The 13,856-nt window shown below is 40.3% G+C and carries 8 protein-coding genes; 1 reads left to right on the plus strand and 7 read right to left on the minus strand.

Features of this window, described 5'->3' with window-relative positions; translation table 11 throughout:
- Window positions 1–25 precede the first annotated feature (25 nt).
- The 7 genes from IEY67_RS19600 to IEY67_RS19630 form a co-directional block, all read right to left on the minus strand.
- On the minus strand, window positions 26–1,834 hold the full coding sequence (locus tag IEY67_RS19600) for an AMP-dependent synthetase/ligase (RefSeq protein ID WP_122356053.1): 1,809 nt from the start codon (window positions 1,832–1,834) through the stop codon (window positions 26–28).
- A gap of 307 nt (window positions 1,835–2,141) precedes the next feature.
- The gene (locus tag IEY67_RS19605; protein WP_183671928.1) at window positions 2,142–4,952 is read right to left on the minus strand and encodes a DUF8487 domain-containing protein; all 2,811 of its coding nucleotides are present in this window, start codon (window positions 4,950–4,952) and stop codon (window positions 2,142–2,144) included.
- A 39-nt stretch (window positions 4,953–4,991) separates the two neighbouring features.
- Window positions 4,992–6,338, minus strand: a complete 1,347-nt coding sequence (locus IEY67_RS19610) for a DUF3863 domain-containing protein (RefSeq protein ID WP_183671929.1) — start codon at window positions 6,336–6,338, stop codon at window positions 4,992–4,994.
- A gap of 82 nt (window positions 6,339–6,420) precedes the next feature.
- Window positions 6,421–8,085: a RagB/SusD family nutrient uptake outer membrane protein gene (locus tag IEY67_RS19615; protein ID WP_183671930.1), complete on the minus strand. Its 1,665-nt coding sequence runs from the start codon at window positions 8,083–8,085 to the stop codon at window positions 6,421–6,423.
- Between the two features lie 11 nt (window positions 8,086–8,096).
- On the minus strand, window positions 8,097–11,366 hold the full coding sequence (locus IEY67_RS19620; protein WP_229801141.1) for a TonB-dependent receptor: 3,270 nt from the start codon (window positions 11,364–11,366) through the stop codon (window positions 8,097–8,099).
- A gap of 314 nt (window positions 11,367–11,680) precedes the next feature.
- Window positions 11,681–12,637 (minus strand): FecR family protein, encoded by a 957-nt coding sequence (locus IEY67_RS19625; RefSeq protein WP_122375585.1) that lies wholly within the window; start codon window positions 12,635–12,637, stop codon window positions 11,681–11,683.
- 66 nt (window positions 12,638–12,703) lie between these two features.
- Window positions 12,704–13,270 carry an RNA polymerase sigma-70 factor gene (locus IEY67_RS19630; protein ID WP_122375584.1) on the minus strand — a complete coding sequence of 189 codons (567 nt, stop codon included), beginning with the start codon at window positions 13,268–13,270 and terminating at the stop codon, window positions 12,704–12,706.
- A gap of 252 nt (window positions 13,271–13,522) precedes the next feature.
- Between IEY67_RS19630 and IEY67_RS19635 the strand changes: the two genes are divergently transcribed.
- A complete protein-coding gene (locus IEY67_RS19635) occupies window positions 13,523–13,849 on the plus strand; it encodes a PadR family transcriptional regulator (protein WP_122356051.1) in 327 nt (108 codons plus the stop codon).
- Window positions 13,850–13,856 lie beyond the last annotated feature (7 nt).

The raw sequence follows: 13,856 nt of genomic DNA on the forward strand, positions 1-13,856 counted from the left end.
CAAAGATAAGAAATTAATCGCCAGTTCACTCAGCATACATCGCTTCAATCTCATCTGCATATTTTTGCAGAACGACCGGACGACGTAATTTCAATGTATCTGTTAGTTCACGTCCCTCCATCGTAAACGGCTGGGGCAATAAAGTGAACCGCTTGATCTTTTCATACGAAGCCAGATTTTTCTGATGTTCTTCGATATGCGACTCTATGAGGCGAATTATTTCATGATTGGTCATAAGCTCCTCACGGCTATTATAAGCAATCCCTTTTTTCGCAGCATACTCTTCCAGAAGAGGATAAGACGGCACGATCAGAGCACTGACAAACTTACGCTGGTCACCGATAACGGCGATCTGCTCGATATATTTATCGCTACTCATTTCCATCTCGATAGCCTGCGGAGCTATATATTTCCCATTTGAAGTCTTATAAAGATCTTTAATACGTTCTGTAAAAAATAATACATTTCCTTCCAGGCGTCCAGCATCTCCCGTACGGAAAAAACCGTCTTCGGTAAAGGAACGGGCATTTTCTTCCGGTTTGTTGTAGTAACCGGTAGTAACAGTCTTCCCTTTTACAAGGATTTCTCCGTTACTTTCATCGATCTTCACTTCCACCCCAGGCATTGTTTCGCCGATAGAACCGAACTGGAAACCTATTTCCGGATAGAAACAAACAGTAGCCGTCGTTTCACTCAAACCATAACCATATACTATAGGAATATTGACAGACTGCAAAAATTCATTGACAGTATCAGACAATGGAGCGCCTGCAACCGGGAATAAACGACCTCTCTCGATACCCAGAACCTTTTTCAGGAGTGTAAATACCGTTTTATCATAAAACTCAAATTTAGCTTTCAGACATAATGGCGCCTTGATACCTTTATTCTTGTATTCCAGATTATATAAACGTCCGGTTTCGATTGCGTTCAGGAATATTTTCTTCAGGAAAGGTGACGAAGAGTTTATTTTCTCATGAACGCCGACATATACTTTTTCCCAGAAACGCGGCACATTACACATTAAAGTAGGATGAACCTCCGGTAATGTCTTTTGTATCATCTTCGGATCCTGGTTGATAGCGATCTTCACCCCTTTATGAAGACAATAGTAAGTCCATGCCTTCTCAAAAATATGAGTCAACGGAAGAAAACACATCGATAAATCTTTATCGTTTACCATCGGCAGACGAATATCATGGATACGCATCGCCTCCAGGTAATTAAAGTGGTGAAGAACCACTCCTTTCGATTCACCGGTCGTGCCTGACGTATACATTATAGTAGCAACATCATCAGGATTTGCTTCGTTGGTACGGATCTTTACCGTCGTTTCTGCATGCGCATTATCACCCAAACGCAGGAAATCATCAAAATAAATGGAAGTCTTATCATCCGGGTTCAGTTTAACGGCCGGATCAAAAACAATCAGACGCTTTAGCACAGTCGATTCTTTCTGTACTTTAAAAGCATTGTTATACTGAAGTTGTTCGCCGACAAACAAAGTATGTATCTCCGCATCATTAATGATATACTCAATCTGCGCCGGAGAATTTGTAGCATACATCGGAATCGAGATCACCCGGTTCCCATAAGCCCCGAAATCAGTAAACAAACACTGAGGCATGTTCTGGGAATAGATACCGATCTTCTCCTGCACCTCTATTCCAAACTCAGCCATTGCTTTGGCTGTAAGCATTACTTTCTCAGAAAATTCTCTCCACGAGATCTTCAACCATTTTCCGCTCGCATTATCGCGGTATTTTAAAGCTGAACGCGAACCATACTTTTCAGCCTGTCGGTGAATTAGCTCTGCATAGTGGTAATATACCATAATTCTTCGTTTTGAATTGATACAACAAAAGTACGGCTTTCCTACTGAATAGCAACACATTCCTTTCTTTTTTTACACACTATTGCACTTTTTGTGCAAAAAAACAGATTCGATAATGTAGTCTTTTACACAGAACAACAGATTTACAAGGCCAGATATCGGAACAGACTTTAATGGCTAACTAAATATATCTGTAAAGGGAAGGAAACGGCCTCATTCCGGTCGGTTCCTTCCCTCATCCATTTATTAATCAGGTTATTTATTTTCCTAATTATAATTTTTACTTATTAAAATGACCATCACAAACTTATTTGATCAATCCTTTTATAACATCCGATTCTATTTCATAAGCAGGATCAAATTCTTCCGAGGACATATATTTTTCTATACTGTACCGAAATTGACGGGCAGAGATCCGCTTATCCAAATTATGCATAATGTCGGCTCCACATACCATCATCTTCCCTTTTCCCATCTTAGTTTCGAAAAGTAAACCCAATTTCCGGTTGGTAAACCAATCATCTATATGATGTACTAATGGTCTATAGTCCGCAGGAAAGTCATCCATCACAATCGCTGCACTTCCTGTTACTATATCCCACCATTGGTAGTCGCTATATCCGTCATTTGGAAAAGCATTAAAAACAGGATGTGTTGGATCACAATAGATACCAAGTGTATGCGGTGCTTGCTTTCCGGACCATGCCGTGTTCCAGAAAATAGGAGAAAAACCGACCTTAATAGCCCCTCCTTTATCCTCCTTCAAAGCCATCTTCGATAAACAATACAATACGTTTCCCCCTGCTTTCGCATGTGTAATCGCATCATTGAAATCAGAAGTTACATAAGGTTTTTCCGACGGTAGATCCAATAGGGAAGGATATACCCAAAAGTTCCATCGATTACATACCTTTGTTCCTGCAACCCTTACAGTAAGGGTTAGTTTTGAAGGTTCTTTGATTTCAGACAACTGGAATTCCACCGATGAAACAGGAATACAATTATCCTGTTGAAGATCCTTAATGGCTTTTCCGGAAACCAGTACTTTTTTAGAAGCATCTGTGATATCCCATTCAATAGAGGCATTTTTTAACGGCTGCTTATCAAAATAGGACATTTCAAGAGAAGCCCTGAACACTTCATTATTACTCCAGGTCATTTGACTCATCCGCGCCAATGGAACGATACGGTTACAGAACATGCTGTATTCTTTGCCATCGACATATCCCTTTGGATCCCAAAATGCATCGAGAACTCCTACCAGAGCCGATCCCTGTCCCGGAAAATCATGGAGATCGAGTAATTGGAATCCACCGAAACCGGGTGTCCGCAGAGCAGCCTCTATCTCTTCCTTGTAACAAAGAGTCTGTAACCGCCCGGAAGCAAACAGGAACTTCTCTGCTAAATCACCCAGATGATGATCTCCCAAAGTTTCCTGGAAAATTTCAAAATTCCGGGCTTTCAACAGACCTGTATATTTAGGTATTTCTTTAAAATTCGGATAGACACACCATTGTCCGATCTCGTGACTTACGCTTGGCATAGGTGCGACACGAGCAGTAGCCTCCCTGTAATCAAAATCCGACCTTGGCGCTTCCCTATTGATAATACTGTTCAATTCGCCACCGAAAATCCCAAAATTGAGACGTGGATCATAGGCACTCCAAAAATCCGAATTTGGCGTGTATGGCCATCCGGCTCCTGCTATATAAATCCGGCGTTTATCTTTGGATTTCCAATGATCTACAAAACTTGACAGATATTCGACCTGCTTCCCTCCAGCCGGTTCATTTCCATATGTCAGTACACAGAAAGATGGATGATTTCCAAACTCTTTAACGATTCGTTCACTTTCCTCCATAAACCACTTGTCTGCAGAACCTCCGTCACCGACTAATCCCCAACCACCAGCTTCTACTTGCAGATAAATACCTTCACGGTCTGCCACTTCAAAAGCGACTCGTGGTGGACACCAGGAATGGAAACGCACATGGTTCAACCCAAATTCCTTACAGCGTCTATATATCTTTTCCCAATAGGCAGTATCCATTGATGCGTATCCTGTTAACGGAAAGATTGCGCACTCAAGGGTTCCCCTAAGAAACACTGGAGTTCCATTGATACTAAAACGCGTTCCGTCTACTTTGAACTCCCGCATACCGAAAGTAGTATTTTTCACCTCTTTCCCTTCCTCTGTATTTATCTCTACCGAAAGTTGATACAGGTTAGGCTCAAATTCAGACCAGGTAAGCATATCATCTCCCATATCCAGCGTACAACTGAATTGCGAATTTTTACAATCAACCGAAGCATTAACAGGAGTCAACTCTTTTACGACTTCACTGTTGAAACTTTTTCCTTTGACTTGGATTTGTGCAGATTTTCCTGCAGACGTTCCTGCAAATGAAACAACGACTTTAGCTTTTTGACCTTTTACATCGGGATAAACCTGTATGTTATCAATATGAAATGTCGGACGTGCCGTAAGGGTAATATTTCCCACGACACCGTTCCAGTTACTTTGGGTATGGTCCGAAACACTGTGGGCATTGATCCCTATTGGGATATTCAACCTATTGTCGACACGGATGCTTAACAGCAGTTTTCCTGTTTTATTTATCATATAGCGATGCGGTGTCTGCAATGCGTTATTATCGCCCACCTTCTCACCGTTCACAAATAAGGTAGTTTCCCAATGCGTACGTTCCAATTCTAATTCGACGTACTTTTTCTCCCATGAAGAAGGGACTTGAACTTCACACTGGTACCAAGCTACTCCTACATAATGTTTGTCCGGTTGTAACCAGAAAGGTATTTTGATATTACCCGGTTGGCGATACTTTTCGTATGTGTCGCTCGTATACCACGATCGGTCAGCGATTTGTCCTGTCCACGGCGTGTTAATGTCAACGTCATTTCCGAACCCCTGTTCCTGTAACGAGCCGGGTAGTTTAATCTTTTCTGCCAATGGATGCTCATACCACTTTTCAGTAATGCCAACATCATTGGAATCTAAAGCGAAAAACCATTCGCCCGACAGATCGATCTGCTGCGTTGATTTATTGCTGCATGAGCAAAATATCACACAGATGATGAATAATAAAAATTTGTTGTTCATGCGATTCTTTTTATCATGTGTACGAATCAGTAGTCGAGATCATTTCTTGTCAAGTAAATAGGGATAATATTTTTTTATCAAAGAAGTTGCTTCAGGAGAAAGTTCTTTGATTGGCCTGGGGTTATCCTGCGGTCGGCTCTGTTTCTGGTTAATTTCACCAAGCAAGCTCCATTTACGGGTCATATCCTTCGGTTCTGAAGCTTTCAGGGTGTAGTTAGTGAAATCGATCACATTTTCCCTTCCATTTCTTTGCCAATCTCTTGTTATAGCCAGTCGGAAATCTTTATTCATAAACCAGCTTATCTTTAAATTATAGTCGGAACCACCGATACCCGAACCTTTCTGTTCGAAGCGATAATTGAAAGAATTATCTTTGTAATGTTCCCGCCATAACAGACCGAATTCTCCCTGGGTGATGAACTTTACATCAGGCCAATTTCTTTTTATTTCATTAAGCCAGTCCTTTAGTCCGGATACATCTATAGGCAATGACAATTCCCAACAGTTAGTAACCCACGCAAAACCATTCAACTCGAACCCTCTATCATAATGCATGGCTGTCGTATGCATCATCTGGGTAAGTCCAACGAGTTTCCCGTAAGTGTACAACGTCTCTATCGGACCGACTCCCATACGGCTGTTAAATCCATCGGCAAAACCATCTCTGCGAGCTGCAAGAAAATCCATTGTCCAACCATCCAGATTTACACAATCAATAAAGTCATCTTTACCCTGTGCCGGTTTACAGAAATGCTCTTTTGATGGATAAAAAGGGTAAGAGACAGCTCCGTCACCGTCCTGATTATCAATAGAGAACTGACTCCATATATTACCCTGACAAACATGTATACCTTCCTTCTCTGCCAAATATTGCTGATTTTCGGCAGCCATAAATCCTGCAAGAACACTTTTAGGGCGAAATCCATTACCAACTATTTCGCTCACCTTAGCCAAACCTTCATGCAAATCTTTATTCACCTGTTCTCTGGTGTTATACGCATTCGCAAAATAGGCTCCTGGAATGAATGTTACATCATCCCCGTATTTATAATGATATTCGGCTACCAATTTCCTGATCTTTTTATAATTATCCGACATATCGTGCAATGCGAGCCAACTGAAAGCCCAAGTAATTCTGGCTTCCGGAAATTCTGACGAAATGGCTTCGCGAAAAGCAATAACTCTTTCCGGAGTATGCATGGAACGCTCATCTAAACCTTCATTTCTATCACGGGATACTTCTATCTGGTTGACACGAATGATAGTATTGAACGTTAGAAAACGATTACCCATTAATTTATCTGGGGATGACAACGGTGATTGTCCTTGTACCGGGACGGAGATACTTGTACAAATCAAAAGAATAATTACGAAAATCTGTTTCATTTTTTTTATTTAAGTGATTCATATTGTTTATATATAACCGTGGGCCTATAACCCACGGTTATTAATCCTTAGTGGATATCATTTAATACCAACCGGGATTATTGGGTTTCAGATTAGGATTGATAATAAGCTGGGATAATGGTAATGGATAATAGTAATGTTTAGGGTCTTCAAATCTTCTGTTAGCCTGTTGTTCCACAATCAAAAAACCGTCTTCATCCACCAAACCCGGATTACCTTGATTCAATGCCTCCAACTCTTCATACTCAGTTCCCCGGTAATTAATACCTTTAATCGGCTGTTCCAATTCCTCTTTAGCTGTTTTCCAACGGCGGATATCATCGCGACGAAAACCTTCGAACGCCAATTCTATGGTTCTTTCACGACGAATTTCCGTTTGCATGTCCAGGCCGTTAGCCATTACAAACGCATTTGTGAGCCGAGGCATTTCCACGCCTTTACGACCACGTACCACGTTGATGGTTTGATTTAACAGATCATCGCTGATTCTACCGTCTTTTTCAAAAGTTGCTTCAGCCAGTACAAGCAGCACTTCTGCATAACGGAAAATATGATAATCATATTCTGCTTTATCCGATCCAGCGATTATTTCACCCATAAATTTCCATAATTTATAGCCTGTACGTGTTTCCGGGCGTATAGTAAAGCCAGGTGAACAGGTAAGGCCATGCTGCTCATTATTGTCATAAGTACGTCCGGGTATAATAAATGTTTGTGCCATACGCGGGTCACGATCTGCAAATTCGTCTTCGATCTTTTTATAACCTTTAAAACCTGAGTTCGGATTGTTTATAGGCAACCCGGTACTTTTACACAAATACATTTCTGCTAATTTCTTGGTTGGTGTCCCCCACCATCCCCAGGCAATTTGACTGGCAGTCCCATGTGTACGGATGTCTTTATAATAACGGTTTGACAATATATCCTCCTGCGAATTATCTCCGGCATCGATGAACAAGTATCGGTAGCTATTATCGCCCGAGCCTTCATACAAGGCATATTGTCCGCTTGTTCTTATTTGTTCCGCAGCAGTGATTGCCTGATCGAGCAACTGCTGGTAATCCTGACGGTGCTGATGGTATTTTGCCCAGGTACCGGCGAACAATGCTACGCGTGCTTTCAACGCTAATGCAGCTCCCTGCGTTATCCTTCCGTTTTCCTCAGCTTTCAGTTCCTTCTGAAGCGGTAGTTGCTTATAAATGTCTTCCAGTTCCGACAAGATAAAATCTTCGACTTCCGTCTGTGAATTCCTTTTAGCCGTTAGTTCTTCCGAGTCTACGGTAAGTACCCTTTTAATAATAGGAACCGAATTAAACTTTCTCATAAGAAGCCAGTGGTGATAAGCTCTGAAAAAACGAGCTTCGGCAACATAACGTTCTATTTCCTTTGGATCTCCGGAATAGGATTCCGCTTTCTCAATAATCATATTGCTTTGACGAAGATATGCATACAAATTATTCCAATCGTTATCATTTTCAGATGCGATCCACGAACCGTTACTTACATCGTTATATCCCAATCCGAAAGCAATATCACTATCACAATCCGTTTTTCCCGACGAGAAAGTTTCCATTGAAGAGTCATAGAGATTATTCAACTCTAACACAAAATCATTAGGTGTTTTCCAGAACAAAGGGTCTGACAGATCGTCCTTTGGTGTCAGATCCATATCCTGACAACTCGAAAAACTCAGAAGAATACAAGATATTATAATTAAATATTTCATGACTTTTTGTTTTAAAAGATAACATTGATACCAAATGATAAATTACGAGTGAAAGGATAGGAATTCGCTCCTCCATCACTCTCCGGATCCCATCCGCCCGGAACATTATGAATTTCAAACAAGTCTTCGCCGCTGAAATAGAATCTTACTTTTTCGATTTTTATCTTTTCAGTAATTTTTCCAGGGATAGTATAACCCACCTGTAGATTTTTCAGCCTCATATATGCTGCATTATGCTTAGTATTCGAAGAATATTGATAATTATAATACCGTTTATCCTGAAGAGTAATAGCAGGATACCTGGCATCAGTACGTTCTGGTGTCCACGTTTTACCATACCAATATTCGAGAGGATCCCAGAACCACTCCTGAAATGGCAATCGAGCTGAACCTTCCAGGAAAGTAGTACGCTTGGCAACTCCTTGCAGGAAGAAACCCAAATCAAAACCTTTGTATGAAGCATTAAAATTGAATCCGAAACTGTAACGGGGATTTCTATCTCCTAAATAGACAGCATCGCCCGATCCCGGAGTACCATCTCCCGAAATCGACAATATACCGTCCCCATCCAGATCCTTATACATGGCATCACCTACTTGGATATTACCAGGAATACCTCCTTTGGAAAAACGGGCTTTATATTCAGCCAACTGCGCTTCGTTCTGAATAATACCATCAAACATATAACCCAGATACGAGTCCAGCGGATAACCATTGAGATACCCATTATCTTTATAGTTCAATCCTAAAGCGGGATTATCCTTTCCTCCCTTTTCCACGATTTTATTTCTCGCATCACTTAAACTGGCTCTTATTGAATAATCAAACTCTCCGATCTTATCTCTCCAACCCAATACGACTTCCCAACCTTTTATTTCGAGGCGTCCGTTATTAGTGGCCGGCGCATCCGTTCCCAATACGGTTGGATAGGTGATGGGGATCAACATATTCTTATTCGTTTTCCAGAAATAGTCGAACGATCCATACAAGCGGTTCTGCAATATACCGAAGTCCATACCGATGTCGGTAGATACGATAGTTTCCCATGTACGTGTGGTCGATACCATATTACCGGGTTTGGCCAATTGTCCTTTCGTTCCGTCTCCGAACGGATAGTTTTTAGCACCTTCGATTTTGACAAGTTGGATGTAATCATAATAACCGATACCCGACTGGTTCCCCATCTCACCATACGAAGCACGCAATTTCAAATCATCGAATATGTTCGCTTCCTTTATGAATTTTTCTTCACTCAAACGCCACGCAGCTGATACTCCGGGGAAATACCCCCAACGATAACCTTTCGCAAAACGAGAACTGGCATCAGCACGTAGTACACCATCGATGATATATTTGTCGGCAAAAGTGTAACTCAATCTAGAAAATACGGAATTAATCGTCCATGCATACCCTTCGCTTAATGCTTGTTGGTTTTCAGTACTTCCCAAAGGCAGTGACATTATTTCCTGTTGTGTGTAATTGATACGCTGGGCTGAAAATTTATCAAAATCAGTCGATTCGTTAGCAGCCCCCACCATTATCCCGATATCATGTAATTCACGAAACCTTTTTTTATACTCAGCATATAAAGTAAAATTCTTATACAATGTCTTTTGATACCGACGCTGATTCCAGTTAGGAAAATATGTGCCACGCATTATTTCGTTGTCCCAGTCCCGTACATATACTATCTTATTTTCCTCATTTTCATCACCATCGTTTTTACTTACTATGGCCCGGCCAATAAGATTCAAGCCGTCGATCACTTCCCATTTCAGACTGTTATTAAAAGTAAAGTTACCAGTTGTTTTAGTTGTATTCCCATGTTCTTCTGCAGCCTGTGCAGGATTAGTGTAACCCTGGAAAGTATAATAACCACCTGCCGGATTGTACATAGGTTGCCAGCAACGAGCTTTATACATCAGTTCCCATAAATTATCAGTGCCCTGGTTAATACCACTTGAAACCAGCCTGTCGCTTGCTCCGTAAGAAAGGTTTAATTCGTAATCAAGCCCTTTTACAATCTGAATATTCGATTTGGCCCGTATAAAATAGCGGTCTTCTTTGTCTACACCGAATTTGGGCAACCCCTGTTCATTCTGGTAAGCCAACGAAATCATATAAGAATATTTATCACCACCTCCTGTGAGATTTAAGTTATAATTCTGGAGATGGCCGTTACCGACAGTCAGGTCGCGCCAGTTCTGGGACTTATACCATTTTGGATAAGCTCCCCATATACCATTGAGAACAACCTGGTCACTAGCTGCAGCAATCAAAGGAAGGTCTTCAGCGGAATACTCCGGCGTCCAGGAACCGTCGGTAATCTCCAGCCCCATAGAGGCATATTGATACAGATTGACTGTCTTTTTCATCAAAGCCGGTGTTTTCACAGAATAAAATGCGTCTAACGTCACTTTCAACGGTTGATTTTTCTTTCCGCTTTTAGTAGTAATAAGTATTACGCCATCCGCGGCACGTGCTCCATAGATGGCAGCTGTACCATCCTTCAGTACCGATACGGATTCAATATCGGCAGGATTGATCAAATCCAAATCACCTTCTGCACCGTCAATCAGCATTAACGGTTTCCCGTCATTAAGCGAAGATATATCACGAATACGTATTTTAGCCGTGCTACCCGGAGCCCCACTACTTCGGGTAATAGTTAAACCGGGAACCTGACCTTGCAAAGCTGTCGTCGCATTTTGTACGGGACGGGATTGGAAGGTAGTTGCGTCGGCTGTAGAAACTCCTCCTGTCAGATTCGTCCTTTTGGTCGTACCATAACCAACTACTACAACTTCATTCAATTGCAGCATGTCTTCCTGTAGAGTTACATTTATTGTACTTTTATTACCTACATTGATCTCTTGGGGAACAAATCCCAGAAAAGCAAATTGTAGGATTGCTTTATTATCAGGAACGCTTAATGAATAATTACCATCCAAATCTGTAACCGAACCTTGCTTAGTTCCCTTAACCGAGATGGTGACTCCTAATAAAGGTTCTCCTCTGTTATCAACAACTTTACCCTTTATTATCTTTTCATTTTGCTCTACACCACTTGTATTCACCTGAGATGTTTTATTGGCAGATAAAACGATATAGGAACCTTCCACTTCATATCTTAAGTCTGTCCCATCTAAAAGCTTATGTAAAGTCTCTGATATGGATTTTTCTTTCACATCAATTGAAACCTTTTTATTCACGTTGATATTCTTGTTGTAGACAAACAGAAAATCAGATTGTTTTTCTATTTCACTAAAGATCTGTTCCAACTGAACATTGTTCTTTTTAATTGTGAAGAGCACATTTTGAGAATGAATTTTTTCTGCAAACAGACAGAAAACGGGTACGAATAATAACAAAGTAGTAATTCGCATAATATTAAAAAAGTGTTTACTGCGTGGCCATTTTTGCAAATGAGCCTCCGACAAAGAATTTTTATTCATATCTTTGTAATTCTTGAGATTAATACAGTTAATAATAATTGTGTTAGTCGATGCCGATAAGTGTTGGCCCACTTGTCGGCATTTTCTTAAGGTCAATAAAGCAGTTCTTATATCATAGGCATCTTGTTTTTAAGTTTCTACTATTTTATATAAATCACTGAATCGTCTGTATTCTTTCTGAAAGTATACGGAGCTTCTTTCTGTAATATCTTAAGTGCATTATCTATTCCGTCCGAGACCCTGAACTTACCGGTAAAGCCATATTCCAGCCATCTGTCATTTTCAATAACGATCTTCACCCCGTAGCATTTTTCAAAACGATGCATCAATTGTTCAAACCCAACATCTTTAAAGCAAACCAACCCGTCCCGCCATCGGTAATAGTCATAATCTGTTATATCTTTAGCTATGAGTTTTCCGTTCTTGAAAACAACCAGTTGATCGGGAGATAATATGAGCGAATTTTTATCTTGCTTGTTGTCCGATACTTTCACAGATCCCTCCATCAAAGCTGTAGAGAAGTCTTTAGAATCGGCATAGTCTTCAACATTGAACTTGGTACCTAATACTTCTATGGAACATTTATTTGTATGGACAATAAAAGGTTGCTGGGCGTTATGGCTCACTTCAAAATAAGCTTCACCATTTAATCTGATTTCTCTTTTTGATTTTGAAAACACACCGGGATATTGTATTTCAGTTCTTGCGTTCATCCACACTTTCGTTCCGTCCGGTAAAGTCAGGTTAGCTCGTTGTCCCGAAGGGACAGTAATGGTATGCAGTGCATCTCCTCCTTCACTTCTCTGTAAGAAAAACAATCCAGTGGTAACGGTTATGGCAATGACAGCGGCAATCTTACCTAGTTCGCGAAGTATGGTTTTATATCGGAATGTCGTTTTACCTTGCTTTCTGCTATCTTTAACAAGATCTTCTTTTTCCCGAAGTTTTCCCGACAAGATCATAGCAGCAAAAAATTCGCGTTCGGCAACAAGCTTCTCTCTATTTTCCTGAGATTCTTCCAACCATTGTTCGATTTCTTTTTTTTCAGCCGTTGTAGCACGCCTGTCAAAAAATTTATATAGAATTTCTTTATCCATTGCTTTTCATGTGTATATAATAAAAACAGATAAAGTCGGGGTATCCCTAACGAAAAAATAAACTTTTTAAAAAAGTTTCAACAGAAGAAGAAATCCCGGAAAATAATCTTTCAAGGCTATCCGGAGAACCTTCAATGCTTTTGTTATATGAAACTCAATACTTTTAGTGGATAATCCCATTTGTTCAGCTATTTCCTTATGACTCAGATTGTCATAACGGCTTTTCATAAAGATAATGCGTGTCTGCTCGGGGAGAGTGATTAAAGTTTCATCAACGATCTTTTGGATTTCATCGGAAAATATCTTTCCCGGATTTATGGCCTCCAATGTTGATATATGCAAATTCAACTCCCAGGTATCACTCGCCTGAATATAAGATTCAGCTTCTTCCCGTGTTCGTTGGTGTTGCAGGTAATTTAAACATTTATTCTTTATTACAGTGAGAATGTATGCACGAATATTAGAATCCGGAGCCAGCTTACTTCTGTTTTCCCAGTAATTCATCAGACTTTCCAACACAATATCTTCAGCAGCCATTTGATCCCCAATAAAGGAATAGGCAAAATAGATAAACCCTTTCTTGTAATTGGAAAGCAGGTCGGCAAACTCTTGTATTTCTGATTTATCGCTCATGGTTTTCTCCTAAGAAACTGTTCAATTTCATGTTATCCGATTATAACACATTAAATAACTATCCAACGCACCTAATAGATTAACAACAGATTGCAATATTAAATATAATTGGCGACAATCGCAAACGAAATCCATGCTATTCCCTATCTCATCTTATAGTGGCACGAGAGATGTTAAAATAGAATAAATATAGTAGTATGTATTGCATGGTACATAGGCAATACATATATTTGCAACATAAAATAATAAAAGATGAATGCAGAGAACGTAAAATCACAGATGAGGAAAGGGACACTGGAATATTGTATCCTCTTACTTCTCAAAAAAGAACCGGCTTACACCTCTGACATTATTCAGAAGTTACAGGAAGCAAAACTGATTGTAGTAGAAGGTACACTATATCCTCTCTTAACCCGGTTAAAGAACAGTGAGTTGTTAAGTTATCAGTGGATAGAATCGACTCAGGGGCCGCCCCGCAAGTATTATCAACTCACTCCAAAGGGAGAAGAATTTCTTGGAGAACTGGAAAACTCGTGGCAGGAACTAAATGATACAATAAACCACATTAGGAACAATTAAAATTTGA

The organism is Parabacteroides faecis (assembly GCF_014647375.1).
Classification (GTDB): domain Bacteria; phylum Bacteroidota; class Bacteroidia; order Bacteroidales; family Tannerellaceae; genus Parabacteroides; species Parabacteroides faecis.

Coding starts and splice junctions, on each gene's coding strand:
- IEY67_RS19600 (WP_122356053.1), bottom strand. CDS start 1,834: ATGGTATATTACCACTATGCAGAGCTAATTCACCGACAGGCTGAAAAG.
- IEY67_RS19605 (WP_183671928.1), bottom strand. CDS start 4,952: ATGAACAACAAATTTTTATTATTCATCATCTGTGTGATATTTTGCTCA.
- IEY67_RS19610 (WP_183671929.1), bottom strand. CDS start 6,338: ATGAAACAGATTTTCGTAATTATTCTTTTGATTTGTACAAGTATCTCC.
- IEY67_RS19615 (WP_183671930.1), bottom strand. CDS start 8,085: ATGAAATATTTAATTATAATATCTTGTATTCTTCTGAGTTTTTCGAGT.
- IEY67_RS19625 (WP_122375585.1), bottom strand. CDS start 12,637: ATGGATAAAGAAATTCTATATAAATTTTTTGACAGGCGTGCTACAACG.
- IEY67_RS19630 (WP_122375584.1), bottom strand. CDS start 13,270: ATGAGCGATAAATCAGAAATACAAGAGTTTGCCGACCTGCTTTCCAAT.
- IEY67_RS19635 (WP_122356051.1), top strand. CDS start 13,523: ATGAATGCAGAGAACGTAAAATCACAGATGAGGAAAGGGACACTGGAA.